The 23,883-nt window shown below is 73.0% G+C and carries 20 protein-coding genes; 5 read left to right on the top strand and 15 right to left on the bottom strand.

Annotation, left to right across the window (positions count from 1 at the left end; genetic code table 11):
* Positions 1-6 precede the first annotated feature (6 nt).
* Complete coding sequence (locus ACH34Q_RS24350) at positions 7-3,213, bottom strand: ATP-dependent helicase (protein WP_395985347.1); 3,207 nt, start codon at positions 3,211-3,213, stop codon at positions 7-9.
* A gap of 366 nt (positions 3,214-3,579) precedes the next feature.
* On the opposite strand from ACH34Q_RS24350, the gene ACH34Q_RS24345 reads away from it, so the two are divergent.
* Together ACH34Q_RS24345 and ACH34Q_RS24340 are read left to right on the top strand one after the other, a co-directional pair.
* A complete protein-coding gene (locus ACH34Q_RS24345) occupies positions 3,580-5,109 on the top strand; it encodes a hypothetical protein (RefSeq protein WP_395985346.1) in 1,530 nt (509 codons plus the stop codon).
* Positions 5,110-5,114: 5 nt separating this feature from the next.
* Positions 5,115-6,539 carry an amidase gene (locus ACH34Q_RS24340; protein WP_395985345.1) on the top strand — a complete coding sequence of 475 codons (1,425 nt, stop codon included), beginning with the start codon at positions 5,115-5,117 and terminating at the stop codon, positions 6,537-6,539.
* 69 nt (positions 6,540-6,608) lie between these two features.
* Here ACH34Q_RS24340 and ACH34Q_RS24335 read toward each other — a convergent pair whose 3' ends face one another.
* Positions 6,609-7,055 carry a heme-binding protein gene (locus tag ACH34Q_RS24335; RefSeq protein ID WP_395985344.1) on the bottom strand — a complete coding sequence of 149 codons (447 nt, stop codon included), beginning with the start codon at positions 7,053-7,055 and terminating at the stop codon, positions 6,609-6,611.
* A gap of 215 nt (positions 7,056-7,270) precedes the next feature.
* Here ACH34Q_RS24335 and ACH34Q_RS24330 point away from each other — a divergent pair, with 215 nt between their 5' ends.
* Positions 7,271-9,067 (top strand): PucR family transcriptional regulator, encoded by a 1,797-nt coding sequence (locus ACH34Q_RS24330; RefSeq protein WP_395985343.1) that lies wholly within the window; start codon positions 7,271-7,273, stop codon positions 9,065-9,067.
* A 52-nt stretch (positions 9,068-9,119) separates the two neighbouring features.
* Here ACH34Q_RS24330 and ACH34Q_RS24325 read toward each other — a convergent pair whose 3' ends face one another.
* The 8 genes from ACH34Q_RS24325 to ACH34Q_RS24290 form a co-directional block, all read right to left on the bottom strand.
* Positions 9,120-10,484: an MFS transporter gene (locus ACH34Q_RS24325; protein ID WP_395985342.1), complete on the bottom strand. Its 1,365-nt coding sequence runs from the start codon at positions 10,482-10,484 to the stop codon at positions 9,120-9,122.
* The gene (locus ACH34Q_RS24320; protein WP_395985341.1) at positions 10,471-10,827 is read right to left on the bottom strand and encodes a Rieske (2Fe-2S) protein; all 357 of its coding nucleotides are present in this window, start codon (positions 10,825-10,827) and stop codon (positions 10,471-10,473) included. Before ACH34Q_RS24320 ends, ACH34Q_RS24325 begins: the two co-directional genes overlap by 14 nt.
* Positions 10,828-10,886: 59 nt before the next feature.
* Positions 10,887-12,098 (bottom strand): NAD(P)/FAD-dependent oxidoreductase, encoded by a 1,212-nt coding sequence (locus ACH34Q_RS24315; protein ID WP_395985340.1) that lies wholly within the window; start codon positions 12,096-12,098, stop codon positions 10,887-10,889.
* Positions 12,098-12,457, bottom strand: coding sequence for a Rieske (2Fe-2S) protein (locus ACH34Q_RS24310; protein WP_395985339.1), 360 nt, complete (start codon positions 12,455-12,457; stop codon positions 12,098-12,100). Before ACH34Q_RS24310 ends, ACH34Q_RS24315 begins: the two co-directional genes overlap by 1 nt.
* A gap of 60 nt (positions 12,458-12,517) precedes the next feature.
* Positions 12,518-13,237, bottom strand: coding sequence for a TenA family transcriptional regulator (locus ACH34Q_RS24305; RefSeq protein ID WP_395985338.1), 720 nt, complete (start codon positions 13,235-13,237; stop codon positions 12,518-12,520).
* 138 nt (positions 13,238-13,375) lie between these two features.
* Entirely contained in the window at positions 13,376-14,824 is a 1,449-nt protein-coding gene (locus tag ACH34Q_RS24300) for an aldehyde dehydrogenase family protein (protein ID WP_395985337.1), read from the bottom strand.
* Between the two features lie 2 nt (positions 14,825-14,826).
* Positions 14,827-15,315: a RidA family protein gene (locus ACH34Q_RS24295; RefSeq protein WP_395985336.1), complete on the bottom strand. Its 489-nt coding sequence runs from the start codon at positions 15,313-15,315 to the stop codon at positions 14,827-14,829.
* A 7-nt stretch (positions 15,316-15,322) separates the two neighbouring features.
* Entirely contained in the window at positions 15,323-16,885 is a 1,563-nt protein-coding gene (locus ACH34Q_RS24290; protein WP_395985335.1) for a gamma-glutamyltransferase family protein, read from the bottom strand.
* A 344-nt stretch (positions 16,886-17,229) separates the two neighbouring features.
* Here ACH34Q_RS24290 and ACH34Q_RS24285 point away from each other — a divergent pair, with 344 nt between their 5' ends.
* Both ACH34Q_RS24285 and ACH34Q_RS24280 read left to right on the top strand, forming a co-directional pair.
* Positions 17,230-18,849: a hypothetical protein gene (locus ACH34Q_RS24285; RefSeq protein WP_395985334.1), complete on the top strand. Its 1,620-nt coding sequence runs from the start codon at positions 17,230-17,232 to the stop codon at positions 18,847-18,849.
* A gap of 8 nt (positions 18,850-18,857) precedes the next feature.
* On the top strand, positions 18,858-19,586 hold the full coding sequence (locus ACH34Q_RS24280; RefSeq protein WP_395985333.1) for a YoaK family protein: 729 nt from the start codon (positions 18,858-18,860) through the stop codon (positions 19,584-19,586).
* Between the two features lie 53 nt (positions 19,587-19,639).
* On the opposite strand, the gene ACH34Q_RS24275 is transcribed toward ACH34Q_RS24280, so the two are convergent.
* From ACH34Q_RS24275 to ACH34Q_RS24255, 5 genes are read right to left on the bottom strand one after another with little or no spacing between them, the layout of a single operon-like run.
* Entirely contained in the window at positions 19,640-19,954 is a 315-nt protein-coding gene (locus tag ACH34Q_RS24275; protein ID WP_395985332.1) for an MGMT family protein, read from the bottom strand.
* The gene (locus ACH34Q_RS24270) at positions 19,938-21,206 is read right to left on the bottom strand and encodes a S8 family peptidase (RefSeq protein WP_395985331.1); all 1,269 of its coding nucleotides are present in this window, start codon (positions 21,204-21,206) and stop codon (positions 19,938-19,940) included. Before ACH34Q_RS24270 ends, ACH34Q_RS24275 begins: the two co-directional genes overlap by 17 nt.
* Positions 21,200-21,949 carry a hypothetical protein gene (locus ACH34Q_RS24265; protein WP_395985330.1) on the bottom strand — a complete coding sequence of 250 codons (750 nt, stop codon included), beginning with the start codon at positions 21,947-21,949 and terminating at the stop codon, positions 21,200-21,202. The genes ACH34Q_RS24270 and ACH34Q_RS24265 overlap by 7 nt, the downstream gene beginning before the upstream one ends.
* Positions 21,912-23,120, bottom strand: a complete 1,209-nt coding sequence (locus tag ACH34Q_RS24260) for a S8 family serine peptidase (protein WP_395985329.1) — start codon at positions 23,118-23,120, stop codon at positions 21,912-21,914. The genes ACH34Q_RS24265 and ACH34Q_RS24260 overlap by 38 nt, the downstream gene beginning before the upstream one ends.
* Entirely contained in the window at positions 23,114-23,869 is a 756-nt protein-coding gene (locus ACH34Q_RS24255; protein ID WP_395985328.1) for a hypothetical protein, read from the bottom strand. Before ACH34Q_RS24255 ends, ACH34Q_RS24260 begins: the two co-directional genes overlap by 7 nt.
* Positions 23,870-23,883 lie beyond the last annotated feature (14 nt).

Raw genomic sequence — 23,883 nt, 5'->3', positions numbered from 1 at the left:
CTCTGTTCATGGGCCTACCTGGCCACCCTCATCGTGGACCGGGCAGCAGGAACGTACGGGGCAGGTCCGACACTTGTCGTTGGCGCGGGCCTGGAACACGTCGCCGGCCATGCCGGTGGCGACGATCTCGACGAGCTTCTTGGGCCACTCGGGATCGGCGTCCTCGGCCGGCGGCGGCTGCTCCTGCTCGCGCGCCTTGGCGGTGAACGCCGCCTTGCCGACCTGGATCAGCTTGGCCCCGCCCGGCTCGATCAGCCCGTGCCGCTCGAACGCGCCCAGCATCACCGCGTACTGGTAGACGCCCAGCTGCGGGTGGCGGCCCAGATCGTCCTTGGGTACGGCGGTGGTCGAGGTCTTGATGTCGATGATGACCGCGCGGCCGTGCTCGTCGCGTTCGGCCCGGTCGATCCGGCCCTTGATCACCACGCGGCCGAGGTCGACCTTGAACGACTCCTCCAGCGCGACGACCTCGTTGGGGTTGTCGCGGTGCCAGCCGAGGAACCGGTCGACCATCTTGGCGGCCTGCTCGCGCTGTTTCTCCGAGTACCAGGAGCTGCGGAACTCCAGGTCGTTCCAGATGTCGTCGAGCCGCCGGGCGAGATCGACCTCGGTCACCCCGTCGTCGGCGCCGGCCATCTCCGCCACCGCGTGGATGACCTTGCCCATCGTGCTGAACTCGTTGGGCCCGCCCTCCTGCGCGCCCACCGCCGAGGCCAGCAGCCAGCGCAGCCCGCAGGTGGTGAACGCCTCGACCTGGGACGGCGAGATCGTGATCTGCTCGTCCGCGGCGAACGCCGGACCGGCGTCGGACAGCGCGGTGATCGCGTACCAGTTCTCGGGCCGCGCGCCCCGTACGCCCGCGCGGGCCAGCCGGGCCAGGTGGCCGGCGGCGGCGCGGCGCATCGGCTCCGGCCTGGACGGGTCGGCCACCACCGAGCGCAGGTCGGCGACCAGCGCCGGCAGCGACAGCCAGCGGGTCTTCTCGTCCAGCTGGGACTGCTCGATCGCGCCGGGCAGCAGCTCGTTCAGGAACCGGGACGGCCGTTCCTCGGAGTCGTCGCCGCCGACCGCCGTCACGACCAGGCGCCTGCGGGCCCGGGTCACGGCGACGTAGAACAGCCGGCGTTCCTCGTCCATCATCTTGGCGGCCATCGACGCGCCCGCCGCCGCGCCGCCCTTGTCGCCCGGATGCGGGTCGCGTTCGAGCTCGCTGCCCGCCGCCAGCTCGACGAGCTCCTCCACGCCGAGCAGCGAGCCGCGCAGCCGCAGGTCGGGCCAGACGCCCTCCTGGACGCCCGCGACGACGACCACGTCCCACTCCAGGCCCTTGGCCCGGTGCGCGGTGAGGATGCGGACCGCCTCGCCCTGCGGGGCCTGCTCGGCGAGCGTGTCGCCGGCGATCTCCTGCGAGGCGATGTTGTCGACGAACAGCTCGGGCCCGGCCTGCGGCAGCCGGTCGACGAAGCGCGCGGCATGCTCGAACAGCGCGACCACCGCGTCCAGGTCGCGGTCGGCCGCCGCGCCGCGCGTCCCGCCCTTGACGCTCTGCGCCAGCAGGTCCTCGGCGAGCCCGCTCTCGCGCCACACGTCCCACAGGACGTCCTCGGCCGTGCCGCCCCGGCTCCCGGTCTCCCGGGCGATCTCGATCAGCCTGGCGACCCGCTCGGCCGGGGCGCGGACCTTCTCGTGGACGAGGATCAGCTCGCGCGGGTCGTCGACCGCCGCGATCAGCAGCTCGTTCAGCAGCCGGGTGCCGCCGGACAGGTCCTCCAGGTCGCGGAGCGCGCGCTTGAGCCGCCGCATGCCGAGCGCGTCGGCGCCGCCGAGCGGCCCGGTCAGCAGGTCCTCGACGACCAGCTCGTCCAGGTAGCCCTTCTTCAGCGCCGCGCGCAGCAGGACCAGGATCGGCCGTACGGCGGGCTCGGCGATCAGCGGGACCTCGTCGCCCGCGACGACGACCGGCACGCCCGCCTGCGCCAGCGCGCGGCGCAGCGCGGGGACCTGCCGTACGGCGCTGCGGACCAGCACCGCCATCCGCGACCACGGCACCCCGTCCAGCAGGTGCGCCCGGCGCAGCTCGTCGGCGACGAGGGCGGACTCCTGGCTCTCCGAGTCGGCGATCACGGCTCGCACTTCGTCTGTGCCGCTGTCATCCTCGGCGGGCTGGACGGGACGGAGCGCGCGGTGCTCGGCGGCCAGGACGCCGGCGGGCAGGCGGCGGGCGATCCGGCGGGAGGCCCCGAGGATCTCCGGGCCCATCCGGCGGCAGTCGCGCAGCGCGACCACCGGCGCCGGGTCGCCGGCGAGGGTCGGGAACCGCCGCGGGAACTCCAGGATCCCCCGGACGTCGGCGCCCCGGAACCCGTAGATCGACTGGTCGGGGTCGCCCACGACGACCAGGTCGCGACCCTCCCCCGCGAGGCCCTGCAGGAGCGCCTCCTGCGCGGGGTCGGTGTCCTGGTACTCGTCCACGAACACCACGTCATAGGCGTCGCGCTCGCGGATCAGCACCTCCTCCTCCGCGAGCAGCCCGGCCGCCAGGTGGATCAGCTCGGTGTAGTCGTAGGTCGGTACGGGGTCCACGGCGAACCGCTCCACGTACCGGTCCATGAAGCGGCCGATGGCCGTCCAGTCGTCGCGGCCCCGCGTGCGACCGAGGGCGACCAGGTTGTCGGGGAAGAAGTCGCGCTCGGCGGCGCGGAGGGTGAAGTCGCGCAGCTCCTCGGCGAAACCGCGGGTCGCCAGAGCTGCGCGGAGGCGCTCGGGCCATTCGCGGGCGCCGTCGGCCAGCTCGCCCTCGAGAAGGCGCCGTACCTCCAGCAGCTGCTCGGGCCCCGACAGCAGGCGCGGCGCGGGATCCTCGTTCTGGACGGCGTCGCGGCGCATCATCGCGTACGCGTAGCCGTGGAACGTCAGCGCCAGCGGCGTGCGCGTGGTGCGCCGCAGCCGTCCGGTGATGCGCTCGCGCAGCTCGCCGGCCGCCTTGCGGCTGAACGTCAGGACCAGGACACGTTCGGGGTCGACGCCGCGGTTCTCGACACGGTCGACCACGGCCTCGACGATCGTGGTGGTCTTGCCGGTGCCCGGGCCCGCCAGCACCAGCATCGGGCCGCCCGCATGCTCGACGACCCGTCGCTGCTGCTCGTCGAGCACCGGCGGGACGGCTCGCGCGGGACCCGCGCGGCGTACGAGACGGTAGGAGGCTGGTGGCACAACATTTCATTGGAGCAGATCAACGAGCCTGCTCTGACCACATCGGCCGCATGTCGCCTATGAGACTCGCGATCCCCGGCCACGGAGCGCGACCGGCCCGTCACCGCCCGGCCTCATACCGGAGCCGGGTGCGGGCGTCATCCGGCACCCTGCACAAAACCTCGGCGCGGCGGATGTGCGCTTTTCTCATTGTCGGCCGAAAAGACATGGGCCAGAGTCTCTGCAACCCCGGGAAATATACCGGAGGCCAGGAAAAGCGCCCGGAGCGACGTCGCAACAACCCCGTAATCCGCTCTTAATAAAAGCCTAGCAGTCTCGCCCCCGCACCTTTTCTCCGCACGGTTCCCCGCACTGGATGGTGAAGCGTTGTCCGCTGCCCACTGGATCTATCTGCTCGGCCTGGCGGCCCTGATCGCCACCGTGGTGGCCAAGAAGAACGTCATCGCGCTCGCGGTGGTCGCCACGTTCGTCACCGGCATCGCCTACGGCGGTAGCGTCGTCACGGGGCTGGGCGCGGTGTTCAACGGCGCCATCGTCGCCACCCGCGAGCTGCTGCCGATCTTCATCATCATCGCGCTGGTCACCGCCATGCTGGGGGCGATGCGGGGGCTCGGCGCGGACGCCCTGATGGTGCGGCCGCTGCGGCGGTTCTTCCGCAACGGCCATCTGTCGTACCTGGTGCTGGCGGTGGTGACCTACCTGCTGTCGATGTCGTTCTGGCCCACGCCGGTACTGCCGCTGATCGCGGCGATCCTGCTGCCCGCCGCCGTCAAGGCCGGGCTGCCCCCGTTCGGGGCGGCGCTGGCGATCGCGATCACCGGCCAGGGCATGGCGCTGAGCTCGGACTACATCATGGGCGTCGCCCCCGGCCTGTCCGCCGAGGGCGCGAACGTCCCGGCCGGCGACATCGCCGACAAGGCGCTGATCATCTCGCTGATCGCCGGGGTGGTCGCGCTGACGGTGGCCTACCTGCGGGACGTACGCACCAAGATGCTCGACCCGATGGCCTCGGCCGCGATCCGGCTGCCGATCACCGAGATGGGCGCCGTCCAGACCGCCGGTGGTAGCGGATTGGAACGTGCCGAAGGATCCGGCGGGACGAAGGCGGGCGGCGGGACGGCCACGCTGACCAGCACGGGCTCGGGCGGTGGCGACGGTGGCGGTGGCGAGGAGCCGGAGGCCAGGGGGACGACGCAGGCGCGGATCGTCGCCATCGCCGTGCCGGCGCTGTTCGCGCTGCTGCTGGTCTTCATGCTGCTGGGCCGGTTCACCTCGCTCGTCCCCAACATCGACGACGGCGCGGGCGCGCCGCTGGTCGGCGGTACGGCCGCGCTGGCGCTGGTCGTGATCGCGCTGGTCGCCAACCGCAAGGGCTGGCTGGAGGACGTCGGCGGGCACTTCACCGAGGGCATCGCCTTCGCGTTCCGGACGATGGGCATGGTCATCCCGGTCGCGGGCTTCGTCTACATCGGCCTGTCGGACTACTCCAGCGAGATCCTGGGGCTGCCCGAGGGGGCCAAGGCGCCGGGCTTCCTGATGGACGCGATCGCGAACGTCCAGCCGCACATCCCCCAGGTCCCGGTGTTCGCCTCGTTCGCGATGCTGCTGGTGGGGATGGTGATCGGGCTGGACGGCAACGGCTGGCCGGGGCTGCCGTTCACCGGCTCGCTGGCGGGGTCGCTGGGCGAGGGCTCGGGCACGGACGTGGCGACGCTGGCCGCGATCGCGCAGAACGGCGCCAGCTGGACCGGCGGCGGCACGCTGGTCATCTGGTCCTCGCTGATCGTGGTCGCCGGCCTCACCGGGGTCTCGGTGATCGACCTGGCCCGCCGCCTCTTCATCCCGGTCGTCGCCGGGCTGGTGGTGGCCACGGCGATCGCGACGGTGGCACTGTGACCGCGATGAACGTCACCCCCGCGGAGCGGACCGCGACCCTCAGCGAGCCGGCCACCACCCTCACGGAGACGGCCGAGCTGGTCAGGAGCGGCAGGGTCGCCGCGCGCGAGGTGATCGGCGAGGCGCTGGCGCGGATCGAACGGCTCGACGGCGGGCTGGGCGCGTTCGTCCATGTCGACGCGGAGGGCGCGCTCGAGCGGGCGCGCGAGATCGATGAGCGGGTGGCGCGCGGTGACGATCCGGGGCCGTTGGCCGGGGTCCCGGTGGGAGTCAAGGAGCTGCACGCGGTGGCGGGCTGGCCGTTCGCCATGGGCAGCGCCCTGCATGCCGAACGGATCGCGGCCCACACGTCCACGCTGGTCGCGCGGGCCGTCGCGGCCGGCGCGATCCCGATCGGCGGGACGGCGTCGCCGGAGTTCGGGCGCGCCTCGTTCACCGCCTCGGCCCTGCACGGGGTGACGCGCAACCCGTGGAACCCGGCGCTGACTCCGGGCGGTTCCAGCGGTGGTTCGGCGGCGGCGGTCGCGGCCGGGATGGTGCCGGTGGCGACCGGGACGGACGGCGCCGGGTCGCTGCGCATCCCCGCCTCGTACTGCGGCCTGGTGGGCTTCAAGGGCACGTACGGGCGCGTCCCGCGCGGGCCGTACCACTGGGGTACGGCCGAGAACGACCACTACGGCGTGCTCACCCGTACGGTCCAGGACACCGCCCGCTACCTGGACTGCGTGTGCGGGACGGACGAGTACGACCGTTCCTCGCTGCCCGCGCCCGCCGAGCCGTTCGAGACGGCCCTGCGCACGGTCGAGCTGCGCGGGCTGCGGGTGGCATGGACGCCCGACCTGGGGAACGCTCCCTGCGATCCCGAGGTCGCGGCCGTGGTCGAGGCGGCGGCGGAGAGGTTCATCGCGGAAGCGGGCGTCCGGCGCGTATCGGCGAACCTGCACCTTGAGGCCGCGTGCGGCGCCGCGTTCCGCACGCTCTCGGTAGCGGACGTGCACGCCGAACTGCGGGCCGCTCCGGCCGGACGGCTCGGCGACGTCCACCCGACGGTACGGCGGTACGGGGACGCGGCGGCGGCCCTGGACGCCGACGCACTGGTCGACGCGCACGAGACGCGCGCACGGCTGATCGCAGAGCTGGCCGGGGCGTTCGAGCGGTTCGACCTGCTCCTCACCCCGGCCACGCAGGTCCCGGCGTTCCCCGCCGAGGGCCCGATGCCGGCCGAGATCGCGGGCCGGCCGGTGGACCACTGGGGCGCGCTGGCGGTGACGTTCCCGTTCAACCTGTCCGGGCACCCGGCGATCTCCGTCCCGGCCGGAACCGCCGGCGGTGCCCCCGTAGGCCTGCAGATAGTCGCCCGCCGCCACGAGGACGCAACGGTCCTGGCCGCAGCCCAGGCCGTAGAGAAACTCGGCCTCTGGCCCCGTTGACTCGTGGCGTGTTCGCCCTTCTGGACCGTTCCCGAGGGCGAACATGCCACGAGTCGACCTGCTGGTGGGCTACGCGGGGGGCGCGATTTTGTCTGCGAAGGCCTTGAGGGCCGCGGCGCCTACGGCCTTGTCCTGCTCGCCGTTGCCGCCGCTGACGCCGACCGCGCCGATGACCTGGCCCTCGTACACGATCGGGAAGCCGCCGACGAAGATCGCGAACTTGCCGGGGATCATCTGGTTGATCCCGAACGCCTCGTTGCCCGGCAGCGCCGGGCCGTTCGGCGGCTCGTTGAACTTGTGGGTGTCGCGCTGGTGGCCGGCCGCGGTGAACGCCTTGGCGATCGCGATCTCCACCCCGGTCAGCCGGGCACCGGTCATCCGGTGCAGCGCGATCGGGTGCGCGCCGTCGTCGGCGATGCAGATCGTCTCCTTGACGCCGATCCGCCGCGCCTCCTCCTCGGCCGCCTGCAGCAGCACGAGGGCGTCCTCCAGGGTCAGCCGGTGAACGGTCTGCATTCTTGTCTCCTGTTCCCGAAATTCCGCGAATACAGAAATGTGCATTCGAGGTATTGCCCGGCACGTTCCATTGCCGCAAGATAAGGGCAGCGGACAATTGGATTCCCGTCCCTGTCCCGCTCCGCCCGCATCTCGCTCACGGCAGCAAGTCTCCGGGACCCCACCGAACCGGACTATGTACACTCTGCCGAACCATCGGGACAGGATGTGGGCACATGGCACATCAGCACGCTGACGTCACCGCTATCGAGAACGCCGGCCGGGACGGCAAGACCAGCGTCGGGTCCCTGCTGGCCGAACCGCTGCTGCGCGGCAGCCTGGTCGCGGGCGCGGCCGGCCTGGACGGCCCGGTCTCCTGGTGCCTGCCGCTGTCGGAGACCCGGCGGTACGCCGAGGAGGGCATCGGCTCGCCCGATCTCGGCTGCATCGCCATCCATCTGCCCGCCACCAAGCTGGCCACGGCCGACGAGGCCGGTCCGCTGATCATGGAGCTGGCCAAGCGCGGCGCCGCGGCGCTGCTGGCCTGGCAGCCGCCGGGCACCCGGTCGGATCTGACGGCCGCCGCCCGCGCCGCCGACCGGGCGGGCGTCCCGCTGCTGGAGTTGCGCGAGGAGGCCGACTACCGCGCGGTGAGCCGGCTCGTCGGGCAGAAGGCGCTGGCGCAGACCTCGCACGTGCTGGAGTACGGGGCGCGCGTGCACCGTACGCTGGCGGGCGTCCTGGCGCAGGGCTCCGGCATCCCCGCGATGGCGCACGCGATCGCCAACCTGTCCCGATGCCCGGTCCTGATCCTGGACGAGGACGGCGAGCATCTGGCGTGGGCGGAGCCGCCGGACGGCACGTTCGTCGATCCCAGTGCCATCGCCGCCGCGCTGCCGCCCGGCCCGCCGCGTACCGACACCGCGTGGCCCGTCGTCGCCGACCTGCCGGTCGCCACCGGCGGCGAGCCGGAGGAGCTGGACCTGCGGCTCGATCCGGACGAGGACCCGCTGCGGGTCCTGGTCTCCCCGATCATCGTGGGCGGCGAGCCGTACGGGCGGCTGGTCATGGCCGAGCGGTCGTTCCCGCCGGACGAGCACGACCTGGCCCAGCACCGGGTGATCGCCGAGCACGGCGCGACGCTGACCGGCTCGGAGATGCTGCGCCAGCGTTCGGTACGGGCCGCCGAGGAACGGGCCAGGGGCGACTTCGTCGAGGCGCTGGTGCACGGCCGGTTCGCCGACCCGTACGAGCTGGGCGCCCGGGCCCGGCACCACGGCTTCGACGTCGACGCGCACTTCGCCGTGCACGTGGTGTCGGCCGCGAAACTGCTGCCGGTCGGCCGCGACTACCTGCGGATCAAGCTCACCGCGACCCGGATCGCGCAGGCGATGGACCCCGACGGCATCACGCTGACCGCCGCGATCGGCTCGACGATCGTCGTGATCCGGCAGCTGACGGACTGCGGTGACCCGCTGCGCGAGCGGCAGGAGGCGGGCAGGTTCGCCCAGCGGCTGCGGCGGCGGCTCGTCCAGCCGCTGGGCGAGGACCTGCGGGTGACGTACGGGCGGCCCGGCGCGGGCGCGGCGGGCGTCGCGGCGAGCTACTACGAGGCGCGGCTGGCGATGGGCCTGGCCTGGCACACCCATGCCGACCCGGTGTGCGGGTACGACGACCTGCGGGTCTTCGCGGCGCTCAAGGAGGTCGCGGGGAGCACCGAGGGCCGGTCGTTCGCGGTGGAGACGCTGTCGCCGCTGCGCCAGGCGGGCGGCGGCGATCTGGAGCCGATCGTGCTGGCCTACATCAAGGCGGCCGGGAATCTGAACGCGGCGGCGCGCTCGCTCAACCTGCACCGCAACACGATGCTCTACAAGCTGGACCGGGCCTCGCGTGCGCTGCGAATGGACATCCGTACGGCCGAGGCCCAGTACATGTTCTGGCTGGCGCACCACATCGAAACGCTGAGTTCCGTCACCAGCACCCTGGCGGACGAACTCTCCCCACCCGCCGAAACCCACGGACCCGCGCGTTGACTCGTGGCGTGTTCGCCTGTGCTCCGCCGTGGAAGGGCGAACACGCCACGAGTCAACGCGCGGGGGCGACGGGGTCGGGGCCCGCGAAGGAGAAGAGGAGGCCGAGCGCGGCGATCACCGCGCAGCCGACGAAGACGGTGCCGAACGCGGGGCCGGCGTCGAGGACGGCGGCGACCCAGGCGACGCCGAGGGCCGAGCCGCCGAAGCGCACCAGGTTGAACAGGCCGAGTCCGGCACCGTACCGGCCGGCCTTGGAACGCGTCGCGCCGGTCGCGGCGGGCGTCTGGACGAGGGCCACACCCGCTCCGGTCAGGAACATCGCGACCAGCAGTCCCGGGATGCCCCCGTACCCGACGAGGACGGCCGCCACCAGCGACTGGCCCGCCACGAGCAGGACCAGGCCGCAGCGCAGTACGGGCCGGGGACCGATCCTGTCCATCAGGACGCCGACGAGCGGGGCCAGCACCGACATCGCGATCGGCAGCAGGAGCAGCAGCGCACCCGCCGTGAGCGTGTCGGCGTTCCGCTCGGTGGTCAGGTAGAGGGGGACGGCGAGCAGCGTCGCGCCCAGGCAGAACATCTGCGCCAGGACGGTCAGGCACGACCGCAGGTAGCGGCTCTCCAGCAGCAGTCCGGGCGGCAGGAACGCGTCGGCCCGCCCGCGCTCGACGAGGACGTACGCGCCGGCGGCCAGCACGCCCGCGACGGCCGACAGCCACACGACGGGCGAGAACGGGCCCAGCGGCGCGACGGCGGAAGCGGCGCCGAGGCCGAGCCCGGCGGCGAGGGTGAGCAGCAGCGCCCCGCGCCATTCCAGCGGTACGGCGCGGGGGCGGTCGCGCGGTACGAGGCGCAGCGCGATCACGGCGGCGGCCAGACCCAGCGGCAGCATCGGCCAGAACACCGAGCGCCAGCCGAACCAGGTCGCCAGCCCGCCGCCGAGGGTGGGCCCGGCGGCCTGGCCGATGCCGTTCGCGGCGGCCCAGAAGCCGAGCGCGCGGCCGCGGCTCCCGCCCTCGAACAGCGTCGCGATCAGCGACATGACGGTCGGCAGCATCGCCGCCGTCGCCGCGCCCTGCACGGCGCGCAGCACGGCGAGACCGGCCAGGCCGGGCGCCAGCGCGGCACCCGCCGAGGACGTGCCGAGCAGGAGCATCGCCGCGATGAACACCCGGCGGTGGCCGTACCGGTCGCCGAGCCAGCCCGACACGGGCAGCAGCACGGCGAACGTGACCGTGAACGCGATGACCAGCAGCGACCCGGCCGAGACCGGGACGCCGAGGTCGTCGAGGATGAGGCTCAGCGGCACGTTCACGATCGTGTTGGCGAGGGTGCCGGTGAACGTGCCGAGCAGGAGCGGGATCAGTGCCGGCCAGTGCCGGCCGGTGCCGTCGGCCGGGGTGTCACTGCCCGACACGCGGCCGCCGCCGTGGGCTGGGCTGCTCGACGCCCGGCGGGATCGCGACCAGGATCTGCCCGTCCTCCTCCTTCACCGGATAGACCTGGACGGGACGGGTCGCGGGCGGGGTGATCGGCTCGCCGTCGGCGAAGTCGAACACGCTGCCGTGGCACGAGCACAGCAGCCCGTCCTCGGTGACCTTCCCCGAGGACAGCAGGCAGTCCAGATGGGTGCAGTAGTTGGACATGGCGTGCACGGTGCCGTCCCAGCGGGCGACGGCCACCTCGGCATCGCCGATGAAGAAGCGGCGGACCACGCCGTCGGGCACCTGGCCCGAGCGGGCCACGTACTGGTACTCCATCGGATGCGCTCCTTCGGCTCAGCGGGGGTCTTGATTGAGGGGATCAGGGCAGCAGGGGGTCAGGCGAGCAGGTCGGTCAGGTCGGCGTCCTCGTCGCGCAGGACGTCGGGGTCGGGGGTGAGGCGGGCCGCGACGAGTTCGCGCGCGACCGCCACATCGCCGCCGCGTTCCATCCCGAACGCGCCCCGCAGGACGCCGCCCGCGAGGTAGAACGCGACGAAGTCGAAGTCCTCGATCCGGCCGCGCACGACGAGCCGGTCGGCGTCGCCCGCGTAGCCGGTGTACTGCAGGTTCAGGTCGAACTGGTCGGACCAGAACCAGGGCGAGAGGGCGTGCGCGGTCGGCTTGCCGAGGATGTTCTTGGCCGCGGCCATGCCCTGCGCGTTGGCGTTGTCGAAGTGCTCGGCGCGGATGCGGCGGTCGAACAGCGGGTGGTGGAAGCTGGTCACGTCGCCGGCCGCGTAGACGCCCTCCTGGCTCGTCCGGCAGTACTCGTCCACCGCGATGCCGCCGCCGTCGGCCAGTTCGATCCCGGTGGCGGGCTCGGCGTTGGGCACCATGCCCGCGCCGACCACGACGATGTCGCCCTCGATCGTGGTGCCGGCGCTGGTGGTGACGACGGCCGCGTCCGGTGTCTCGCGGTACGACTCGACCTTCTCGCCGGTCCGCAGGTCGACTCCGGCGGCGCGGTGCAGGGCGGCGAGGGTGTCGCCGATCAGCTCGCCGAGGACGGCGCCGAGCGGCTGCGCTGCCTGCTCGACCACGGTGACCTCGGCGCCCAGCCCGCGCGCGGTGGAGGCGATCTCCGAGCCGATGAACCCGGCCCCGATCACGATCACCCGCGCGCCGGGACGCAGCTCGGCGCGCAGCCGGTCGGCGTCGGCCAGCGTGCGCAGGTAGCGGACGCGCTCGCCGGTCACGCCGGGCAGCCGCCGGGGCCGTCCGCCGGTGGCGATCAGCACGGCGCCGGCCGTCTCGGCGGTGCCGTCGGCCAGCTCCACGGCGCGGTCGGCGGCCCGGATCGCGATGACCCGCGTTCCCAGCCGCAAATCGATGGAGTTCTTCTCGCACCAGGCCGGGGTGAGCAGGCACAGCTCGTCGCGGTCCTGCTCGCCGGTCAGGTAGTCCTTGGACAGCGGCGGCCGCTGGTACGGGGCGTCGGGCTCCTCGCCGAACAGCGTGACCCGGCCCTCGAAGCCGCGGCGGCGCAGCGTACGGGCGGCCACGGCGGCGGTCTGCCCGGCCCCGGCGACGATGACGGACTCCAGCATCAGGACTCCTGCTCCTTCATCACGGTCACGGTCTCGGTGAGCACCCGGGGGCGCGGGTCCACGTAGACGACTCCGGCGTCGACCCGTACGGCGTAGGCGGGCTGGCACTCCTCGCGGTCCTCGATCTCCCCGGTGGCCGGGTCGATCTTCCACTGGTGGCCGGGGCAGATGACCTGGCCGAACAGCAGCGTCCCCTTGGACAGCCGGCGCTCCTGGTGCACGCACACGTCGTCCAGCGCGTACACGGTCTCGCCGACCAGGAACAGCGCGATCTCCCGTCCCGCGACGGTGACCGCGAGCCGCTTGCGGCGGCGCACGTCCGCCAGGGCGGCGGCCTCCACCCAATGCTCCGTCGTCATCGAAATCTCCCTGTTCCTCACTCCGGGTCCTCGTTCCGGCTCTCGCCCGCGCGGGCCTTGTCAGGCGGGGGTCCCTACCAGGTCCGGCTTGACGTAGGTGTCGTACAGGGCCTGGGTGTAGGAGAACCGCATCTCCGCACCCCACCGGCACATCTGCAGGCAGCGCTGCTGCAGCTGCGGGGTGTCGGCGTGGTCGAGCACGATCTGGTAGCCGCGCTCGCCGTGCACCACGTCCGAGGTGATGTGCAGGTCGAAGAACTCGATCTCGTCCTCGCTGAACCCGTACACCTCGCGAAGCGGCACGATCTGCTTCTTGTAGATGCTGGGCACCTGCGACTCCAGCCCGACGACCAGCGCGGCGGTGGCGACCACGAAGTTCTCGCGCATCGCGACCGCGTAGCACCAGGCCTGGAGGCCGCGGGTGACGGCGTTCATGTTGGACGGGTCCTCGACCCGCTCCTTGGTGGTACCGCACGCCTCGGCGAACTTGATGAGGAGGTCGGTGTGCCGGATGTCGGCCAGCTCCTCCTCGTACATGTTCTGCAGCGTGAAGTCCTTGGCCCCGGTGAACTCGTCGGGGGTGTTGGCGTACACGTAGGCGAGGTAGTCGGCGAACGGCCCCACGTAGTGGAAGTGGTTCTCCGCCCAGCGCGCGAAGTGCTCGCGCGTCAGCTCGCCGTCCACCCAGGCGCGGCTGAACGAGGCGTTCTTGGCCTCCCGCCCCTTGATGGCATTCGCGAGTTCCTTTCGGAATTCGTCCTTGGACAGCAGTTCCACCATTTCCGAGCTCCTTTCTTTGATATCAAGCTAGGAGGCGGACGGCCCTGATGACCATGGCCGGTCCGCACAGCGCGCGGGGGTTCCGGTGTGCACTCTGCACGGGTGCCCACGCGCGTCCACGCACGGGTGCCGCGCTGGTCAGGGCGACATGTAGACGCTCTTCTCCTGGGTGTAGAAGAGCATCATGGAGTCGCCCGCCTGCTCCTTGAATGTCTGCGTGCTGGATTCCTTGAGGCCACCGAACGGCACCGTCATGGACATTCCGCTGGTCGGCTGGTTGATCTTGACCAGGCCGCTGCGGATCCGGCGGGCGAACGCGAACGCCCGGTCCAGGTCGCGGGTCACGATGCCGGCGGAAAGGCCGAACTCGGTGGCGTCGGCCAGCGCGATCGCCTCGTCCAGGTCGGCGGCGCTCTGGAACGCCAGCACCGGGCCGAAGATCTCCTCGCGCGCGATCCGGTCGTCCGCGCTGACGCCCGCGAACACCGCCGGGGACACGAACAGCCCGGCCTCGTCGGCCAGGCGCCGCCCGCCGGTGAGGAGCTTGGCGCCCTCCTCCTCGCCGATCCGGACGTAGTCCAGGACCTTGGCGAGCTGGAAGTCGGCCGCGAGCGGGCCCATGTCGACGCCCTCGTGCAGGCCGTTGCCGACCGTGCGGGCCTCGGTGAGGCGTACGACGCGTTCCAGCAGCGCGTCATGGACGGTCTCGTGCGCGATGACCCGGCTGGTGCCCGTGCAGGCCTGGCCGCTCAGCCCGTACGCGCCCTTGGCGATGATCTGGGCGGCGCGGTCGAGGTCGGCGTCCTCCAGGACGATGACGGCGTTCTTGCCGCCCATCTCCAGCTGGCAGCGGCGGGACGGGCCGACGGCGGCGTGGATCGCGCGCCCGGCCTCGGTCGAGCCGGTGAACGTCAGCGCGCCCACGCGGGGATCGGCGGCGAGCGCGGCGCCCGGCTCGGCTCCGCCGTGCACCAGCGCGATCGCTTTCGGCGGCAGGCCACCGGCCAGCAGCGCCTCGACGAGCCGCTGGGCGAGCAGCGGGGTGACCGGTGACGGCTTGAAGACGACGCCGTTTCCGGCTGCGAGCGCGGGACCGAGCTTGCGGGACGGGATGTTCAGCGGGAAGTTCCACGGCGTGATCGCCCCGACCACACCGACCGGCTCGCGGCGCGTGTAGACCAGGCCGCCGTCGTCGGCGGGATGGCTCGTACCGGTGATGCGGAGCGCCTCGCCCGCGTAGAAGCGCAGGTTCTTGGGGGTACGGCTCGTCTCGATGGCCGCCTCGGCGCGGGTCTTGCCCTCTTCCCGTACGAGCTCGACCGTGAGCTGCTCGGCCCGTTCCTCCAGCCAGTCCGCGGCGGCCTCCAGGACGGCGGCGCGGCGTTCGGCGGGCACGGCGCCCCACTCGGCCGCGCCTTCCTGAACACCGGCGATCGCGGCGGCCATGTCCGCCGCCGACGACTCGGGGAACTCGCCGATGAGGTCGGCGCGGTCGGCCGGGTTGCGGCGGGCGAAGGTGCGCCCGCCTGCGGCCGGTACCCACTCCCCCGCGATGAGGTTGAGCCCGTTCTGCGGTCCGGTCTGCATGGTCAGCGGTCCTCCTGCTGGGTCGTGGCGGCGAGGGCGGTCAGTGCGGTGAGCTCGACTTCGACGGGGGCGCCGCCGGGCAGCGCCCGTACGCCGATGGCGCTGCGCGCGGGAAGCCGCGCGTCCGGGGTCAGCGCCGCGAGTGCGGCCGAGGCGCCGTCGGCGACGGCCGACAGTTCGGTGACGCCGTCCGCGCACGCGACGTACACGGTCATCCGCAGCCAGGTGCGGATCAGGTCCACGCCGCCCGCGGCCCCGGCGACGGCGGCGACCGCGTTGCGGGCCGCCAGTCCGGCGGCGTCGCGCGCGGTGGCGATGTCGACCTCGCGGCCGACGAGCCCGGTCACGGTGAGGGTCCCGTCGCGGCGCGGCGTCATGCTCGCGCTGGTGACGAGGGCGAGGTCCGGACCGTACGGGGCGATGACGGCGGGTACGTACGCGCCCTGCGGTTTCGGCGCATCGGGCAGTTCGGACACTGGTGGCTCGGACACTGGTGGCTCAGACACTGAGGGCCACCCCGTCCTGGCGCGGGTCGGAGGCACCGAGCAGCGCGCCCGTCTCCTCGTCGACCGAGATGATCTGGGCGCTGCCGCCCGCCGCCCACGGCCCCTGCACGGTGACCGCGTGGCCGAGGTCGCGCAGTGCCTCCAGGCGGGCGGGGCCGAGCCGGGATTCGACGCGCAGCTCCGGCGGATGCCCGATCGTGTCGGCGTCGCTGCCGGGATGGACGGTGAAGCGCGGCGCGGCGACGGCGGTCGCCGGGTCGAGGCCGTGGTCGAGCAGGTGTGAGACGAGCTGGGTGTTCCACTGGACCTGGCCGTCGCCGCCGGGGGTGTTGCCGACGTGCCGCAGGCGTCCCGCGTCGTCGGTGACCAGCCAGGCGTTGAGGGTGTGCAGCGGGCGACGGCGCGGGCGTACCTCGTTGGGATGGCCGTCGACGAGGTACGCGCCGCGGCCGAGCCGGTTGTTGAGCACGACCCCGGTGCCGGGCACGGTGATCCGCGCACCGAACGTGAAGGCCAGCGAGTGGATCAGGTTCACCGCCATGCCGTCGCCGTCCACCACGACCATCGACGTCGTGTCGCTGTCGATCGCGACGGCGGGGGTCGCGGGCGCGGGGAGGTCGCCGGCGGCGATCCGTTCGCGGGCGGCGGCGATCGCGGCCGGGGCGAGCAGGCCCTTCCAGTGGTCGTTGTCGGAGCCGCAGCCCGCGTACCGGTCGGCGAACGCCAGCCGCGCCGCCTCGGCCGACCAGTGCACCGACTCGGCCGACAGCCAGGGCAGCTCCGCCAGCCGCCCGTCGTTCAGGCAGGCCTGCTGGAGCGCCATCCAGCCGGGCGTGGGCAGCGGGGTCTGGTGGATCGTGGCGCCCTGGTAGCGGCAGGTCACACTGTCCCCGACCAGAGCCTCGCCCGATGCGGTCCACTCGTCCCCGCTGAACGGGGCGCCGCCGCCCGTGAGCGCGGCCACGGCCCGTTCGGCCAGGTCACCGGTGTAGAACGAGGCCGGGTCGGCGGCCAGGCGGCGCAGCGTCGCGGCGAGCTCGGCCTGCCGCAGCGGCGTACCGACCCGTGGCACGTTCCCGCCGGGCAGGTAGACGCCGGCCGTTCCCGGGTCGCGGGACAGCGCGGCGCGGCGTTCGAGGATGTCGTCCCGGGTCTTGTACGTGCAGGGCATGCCGCGTTCGGCGGTCTCGGCGGCCGGCGCCCACAGGCGCGGCAGGTCCCAGGTCGCCGCGTCGGCGTGCAGGGCGGCCAGGGCGGCGATCGCACCCGGTACGGCGACGGCCAGCGGGCCCTCCAGCGGTACGGCCGCCAGCCCGCGGTCCCGGTAGAAGCCGGGCTCGCCGCCGTCCGGGCCGAAGCCGCTGCCGCCGAACGAGGTGACCGTACCGTCAGGCCGGCGGACCAGGGCGAACGCGTCGCCGCCGATTCCGCACTGGCCCGGCAGCGCGAGCCAGGACAGCGCCGCCATCGCCAGCGCCGCGTCGGCGGCGTTGCCGCCCGCCTCCAGGACGGCCACCCCGGCGCGGCTCACCGCCGGATGGCTTGAGGCGACCATCCCGCGGGTTCCGACTGTCGGGCCGCGCCCCTGGCATCCGAACTCCCCGGTCAGGAATGCTGCTGGTTCTGCTGGCATGACCACAGTCTCGATGCCGGGCCCGCGCACCCGACATGGACGCAATGCCGAAGATCGGAGGTGATCCTTGGGCAGTCCGCACACCAGGCGCCGCCCCGGCCCGCGCCGTCCGTTCCCGGGGCGGCCCACCCTGCACGGTGCACAAAACGACCATGACCCGGCTGTGCACGTTCCTCATTGTTCACCAGCGAGCGATCCAGCAGATTCTCTGCATCCACTCGCGAGCCTCGACTCGTCCCCCACGAGGTCGACAAGGAGGTGGTGGCGTGCAAATCGGCGCCGCCCACTGGGTCTTTCTGTCCGGAATCGTGGTCATCATCGCGGCCATGATCGCTCGCAAGAACGTCGTGATCCCCGCGATCGCGGCCACCTTCTGCACCGCGCTGGCCTATGACGGAAGTCCCGTCCGGGCGCTCCAGTCGGTCTTCAACGCCAGCCTCACGGCGGCCACGGAACTGTTCAGCATCTTCCTGATCATCGCGCTGGTGACGGCGCTGCTCGGCGCGCTGCGCGCGCTGGGCGCCGACCGCCGGATGGTCGAGCCGTTCCGGCACGTGATGCGCACCGGCCACTCGGCGTTCTGGGTGATCGCCGGCATGACCTACGTCATCAGCCTGTTCTTCTGGCCCACTCCCGCGGTACCGCTGATCGGCGCCATCCTGCTGCCGGCCGCGATCTCCGCCGGGCTGCGGCCGATCGCCGCCGGCATGGCGATCGCGATCGCCGGCCAGGGCATGGCCCTGTCCAGCGACTACGTCATCCAGGTCGCGCCCGGCCTGTCGGCCAAGGCGGCGGGCGTCAGCACGACCGCCGTGGCCGACCGCGCCATGGTGCTGTCCCTGATCACGGGCGCGGTCGCGCTCGTGATCGCCTACCTGATGAGCCGCCGCGAGATGCGCGAGCCCGATCTCCAGCACCTGGTCCGCTGGGAGGCCGGCACCGAGGAGACGACCGCGCGGGTACGGCGCCGCTTCCTGTCCGTACGGAAGGGGTCGGCCGAACCGGTCGGCGCCGCGGCCGGCGGCGGTTCCACGTCCGTACTCGACTCCGTACCCGACAGGGAGGCACCGCGCCGGGACGTGATGGCCGACATCGCGCTGAGCACCAGGACGGCCGGCGGCGGTGGCGAGAGTGGCGAGACCGGCGAAGGCGGCGGCGACGAGGACGGCGGCCGCATCGTGCGGCGGTCCAAGGCGTTCGCGGTCATCGTCCCGGCGACGCTGGCCGGGCTGGTCGTCTACATGATGCTCGGCAAGTTCACCGACCTGGTGCCAGAGGTCGTCGGCGGCGACGCCGCGGCCGTGGTCGGCGGCGTGACCGTACTGCTGCTCATCGCGGCGGCGGTGTCGCGGGACGGCGCCCGCTGCCTGGACACCTGCGCCGACCACATCGTGGACGGCCTGGTCTTCTCGATGAAGGCGATGGGCGTGGTGATCCCGATCGCCGGCTTCTTCTTCATCGGCAACGCCGACTTCGCCGGCAAGATCATGGCGCTCGGCGAGGGCGTCGAGGCACCCGGCTTCCTGTTCGAGCTGGTCACCGAGATCGAGCACGTGATCCCCGACAACGGGCTCATCGTCGGGTTCGGGCTGCTGCTGGTCGGCATGATCACCGGCCTGGACGGCTCGGGCTTCTCCGGGCTGCCGCTGACCGGCTCGCTGGCCGGCTCGCTCGGCCCGGCCGCCGGCACCGACCCCGCGCTGCTGGCCGCGATCGGGCAGATGGGCTCGGTCTGGACCGGCGGCGGCGTGCTGATCGCCTGGTCCTCGCTGCTCGCGGTCGCCGGGTTCGCCCGGGTACCCGCGCTGGAGCTGGTCCGCCGCTCGTTCGTGCCCGTCATCGCCGGCCTCGTCATCTCGACGCTGGTCGGAATCGTCATCTACTGAGGAGCAGGGTGAGCACGACCACAGAATCGGCCCGGCCCGCCAAGGCCGGGCCGGTCCCGTCCCCCGGCCGCCGGACCCGCACGCTCCTGCTGGTGGCGCTGACCTTCGGCGCCGGCGTCATCGACATCATCGGCTTCCTGGGCATGCACCAGGTGTTCACGGCCAACATGACCGGCAACATCGTGCTGTTCGGCCTGGCCGCCGGCGAGGCGAACGGCGCCGACCTGGCCCGCTGCGGCGTCGCCACACTCGCCTTCGCGCTCGGCCTGCTGCTCGGCTTCCGGATGGCCGGACGCGGCGACCCGTCCCGGCTCTGGCCGCCCGGAGTGACCCGCGCGCTGGCCGCCGACCTGGTGCTGCAGGTGCTGTTCCTGGTCGGCTGGGCCGCCACGGGCGCCCGCCCGGAGGCCGCCACGCTGCTCGTCCTCATCGCGCTGTCCTCGGCCGCGATGGGCGTCCAGACCGCCGCCGCGCGCACGCTGGCGGCCGACGGCATCACCACCACGTTCGTGACCGGGACGCTCACCTCGATGATGGGCTCGCTCTCGATCGGCTCGTCGGCGTCCGCCGGCGTCCGCACCGCCGTCATCGGCGGCCTCACCGCCGGCGCGGCGGCGGGCGGCGTCCTGATGGGTCCCGCCCCCGTACTGGCCGCCGCGATCGGCCCGGTCATCGTGGTCATCGTGATCGCGGTGGCCTTCACCCTCCACCGCAAGCCCGCCTCCCCCCTCGGTTGACTCGTGGCGTGTTCGCCATTCCCAGCGCTGCGAACAGGCGAACACGCCACGAGTCAACGTGGGGGTGGGCCGTCCCAGCGGGCTCGGCGCATGTCGACGCGGCGGCCGTCGGGGCGGAGGGGGGTTCCCTCGACGCGGTACTCCGCCAGGGCTTCGACGTCGAGACCTTGGGGCGGGCGGCCGTCGGCGCGGACCACCCGCCACCACGGCACCGCACCGCCGTACAGCGACATCACCCGGCCGACCTGGCGCGGCCCGCCCGTCCCCACCAGTTCCGCCACGTCGCCGTACGCGAGGACGCGGCCGGGCGGGATCCGCTCGACCGCGTCCAGGACCGCTTCGGCGTAATCGTCAGGGGCTGTCTGCACCGGACGATTCTGGCGCGAGGGTCTCCGGCTCCGCCACTGCGGGGCCGGCCAGGTACCGCCGCCGCCTCACCGCCATCCACACGGCGAGCAGGATCGCGGCCAGCCCGGCGAGCGTCAGCGCGCCGAAGCCGCCCAGGATGAACGGGTTGTACGGGACGGCCCGGACGGTGCCACGCGGCTCCCCGAAGTGCGCGCCGTCCTTCACGACCGCCTTCGCCACCACGGGCGGCACGGGCAGCTCGGACAGCTTGCCCGCCGCGTCGAGCGCACCCTTCGCGTTGAGATACCCGTAGCCGAGATCGGTGTCGTAGCGTCCCTTGCCGTCCGGATGCCGGGCCGAGGTGGTGAGTGCCTGGGTGACCTGGGCGGCGGTGAGCTTCGGATACTCCGACCTGACCATCGCCGCCGCGGCCGTCACCCAGCTCATCGCCGCCGGGCCGCCCCAGTACGTCCACAGTCGGCCGTCCGGACCGGTCGATGGGATCTTGATTCCGGGAGCGGACAGGAGCACCGCCGAGCTCTTCACGGTGTGCTTCTTGTCCCGCCGACCCTTCGCCGTGGCCGCCCCGACGCCGATGACCCCCGGCGCGGCGGCCGGGAAGACCGGATCGCCCGGCCGGACCCCGCGGGGCGCGCCGGACGTCGCGTTGACGGCCACGATCACCGCGTCCTTGCGCTGCGCGTGGGCGACCGCGGCCAGCAGGTATTCGGGCTGGTCATCGGTACTGTTCCACGCGAAGTGCACCGCCTCCACGGCGATGACCTCGGCTCCCTGGTCGGCGGCATAGCGGATGCCCCTGCCGATCGCCTTTCCCCAGCCGTTTCCGTTCTTCTCCAGCCAGTCGCGCCCGCCCGGCTCGTCCGGCGTGGCATAGACCCGTACGGGCAGCAGCGTCGCACCGGACGCCAGGCCCCGTACACCGAGCGGCGCGTCCGCCGTCGGGCCACTGCCGACGATCAGTGAGGCCATCAGCGTGCCCATCTCCCGCTTGGGACGCGGCGTGCCGACGAAGTCGCGGCCCTTCTCCAGGGCCCCCTTCAGCGTCCGCACTCCGGGATCCACACCGTCGGAGAGCAGTGCGATCTTCACGTCCTCACCCCGGTTGACCTCGCCTCCCTTCACGAAGTCGGCCGCGAAGCGCAGCAGCCAGTCGCCGGGCGCGGCCGCGTGGGCCGCGTCCGCCGACAGCGGCGGCAGGAGGCCGAGCAGCAGGGTCGCGACGGCGAGCCCCGCACAGCGCCGGATCAGCATCGGACACCTCGCTTCCCGCAGACGTCGCCGCCGGGCAGGAAGGGCGTCATGATCTTCTGCATCGTGGTCTCGGCGAACCGGAACGTCTCGACGGTGTTCGCCTGTTCGGGATCTCCCCTGTCGGCGAGCCAGCCGCTGGAGCGGAAGAACAGGTACGGCGTGGTGTTGGACGTGAGGTCGAAGGCCTGGCGCCGGTGGTCGTCGAACGGCGCGGTGACCGTTCCGGGGAACGACACCGCACGGACCCCGTACTTCTCCTTGACCGCCTTGGAGCTGAGCGCGGCCTCCGCCTTCATGGCCCGGTCGGCGTCGGGCAGCACCGCTATGCCGAACGTCGCCACCAGCGTCCCGGAGCCGTCGACGTAGGTGGCGCGCAACGTGGCGCGGCACCCGTGCTCGGCCAGGATCTTGGCCATGGGGGCGTCGAAGGCCGCTTCGCAGGACGACTCCGGGGCGATCCCGGCGCGCACGCCGCTCCAGAGGACGCCAGGGGTGGACTCTTCGCTCGCACGCTGGTCGAAGCGGGCGGGGAAGATCTCGGCGGCCTTCAGTCCGCGCCAGCGGGTGCTGGACTCGATCTTGGCCGCGGTCTTCTTCTCGGCCTCGGTGGGCTCTCGGGTGAGGTCGTACGCGATGGCGGACACGCCACCGGCGACGGCGGCCAGGCCGAGCACGGCCGCAGCGATCACCGCGATGAGCGGGGGTCTAGGAATCGGGGGCACGTTGCCAGATCCAACTGGCATCGCGTCTCATCAAGATCACGGTGGCGAGTCCGGAAGCGGCCAGCACGCAGAGGACGACGCAGGCCCCGAGCAGCCACCGGTTGCGGTACACGACCGTGACCGGGCGCGCCTGCTCGCCGCCTGACTCGTCCCCGAACCGCTCGCGCGGGGAGAGGCCCAGGTCGCGGACGCGGGCGCCGGCGAGCCTGTCCGCCTCGGCGAGGGCGCCGTGGGCGTCCACCCGGCCGAAGCCGACGCCGAGGTCGTAGCCGCGGGCGGGACGGGCCTGGGTGCTGGCCACGATCGCCTGCGTGACCAGCGCGGGCGCGAGTCCCCGGTGCCGGGACCTGACCAGCGCCGCCACGCCCGACACGAACGCGGTGGCCGGGCTGGTGCCGTCCCCGACCCAGTAGCCGCCGCCGGGCCCGGCGCCGAGGATCCGGACGCCCGGCGCGGACACCACCACCGCCGGGTTCCGGTTGGAGAACCCGGCGTGCGCGCCCTGGGCGTCGACGGCCGCGACCGAGATGACGCCGGGGAACGAGGCCGGGTACGAGTACGCGGGCCGGCGGTTCCGCTCGCGGCTCTCGCCGCCGTTGCCCGCCGCCGCGACCACGACCACGTTCCGGCCGATCGCGTACGCGACGGCCGCCCGTTCGGCCTTGGTCGGGTACGACCGGCCCAGCGACAGGTTGATCACGTCGGCGCCGTGGTCGGCCGCGTACCGGACGCCCTTGGCGATCGTGCCCTCGTAGCGCTCCTCGCCGTTGAAGGCGTCGAAGCCGCGCTCGTCACGTTCCAGGATGACGCGCAGGGCCAGCACGCGCGCCTCGGGAGCGACGCCCATCAGCCCGTCCCGGCCGCCGAAGCCGTGCCCGTGTCCGGCGATGATCGACGCCATGTTGGTGCCGTGCAGGCGCTTGGGCGCGACGCCCGGCGGGTTGGCCCCGACCGTGTAGTCGGGGCCCTCGGTGACGGAGCCGGTGAGGTCGGCCTGCTCGGGGTCGACGCCGGAGTCCAGGACGGCGACGGTGACGCCACTGCCGCGCGACAGCGTCCAGGCGCGCGGCACGTTGATGGACTCCAGTACGGGCGACATCGTGTTCCGTACCTGATCGGCCCTGGCGGGGGCCGGAGGGGCGAGCAGCAGCGCCAGGGCGATCGCCGCGATCAGGCGGGCCGTCCTCAGCACGACCACTCCCGGGCGTCGCAGCGGATCGCGGCGGGCGCGGCGAGGGGGCCGAGGACGCGGTCGGCGAGCTGGGCGGCGAGTGCGGCCGGTTCCGCCTGCCGGTCACGCTTGGCGACCGCGGGACGCCCGTCGGCGTACCCGGCCGTGGCGGCCACGACGTAGGGGCCGCGCTGCCGTACGGCCGCCGTCTGCCGTACCGCGTCCGTGAAGCGGGCGGTCACCGAGTCGGGGAAGGCCAGCGCGCGCAGCCCCGGGGCAGGACTCTGTGCCGGGAACCAGGCCGCCGCGTCGCGCGCCTGCTTCTCCTCTAGGAACACGACCACGCCCACCGTTACGGCGATCCCTTGCAACTGGTCGAGATAGGTGGCCCGGAGCACGGCCTGGCATCCGCGTACCGTCAGCGAGGCGCGGAGCCTGTCGTCCACGGCGCGCGCGCACTCGGTACCGCTGTCGATCCCCACCCGGCGGGCCGTTTCCGTGGACCCGACGTCATGGGTGTATCGCAGCTCGGCGGGAAAGATCTGTCCGGCGGGCCACACCAGGTGACGGCGTGCGATCTCCCGCGTCCGCGCGGCCTGGCGTTCGGCCGGGGTGGGATCGCGGGTCAGCTCGGCGACCATCCGGGTCCCCGCGATCATGAGGATCGCCAGGCAGGCGATGGCGAGGACCACCACGACGACGGTACGGGGACCGGGCCGGACGTGCTCGTCCAGGTCCTCTTCCGGGAGGGACGTCTCGGCGCGCGCCACGAGCGGAGCGTAGC

It is taken from the genome of Actinomadura sp. 9N407, assembly GCF_044326315.1.
In the GTDB taxonomy this organism is placed as follows: domain Bacteria; phylum Actinomycetota; class Actinomycetes; order Streptosporangiales; family Streptosporangiaceae; genus Spirillospora.
Note: the sequence above shows the minus strand (reverse complement) of the source record. Positions and strands in the feature narration are given on the sequence as shown.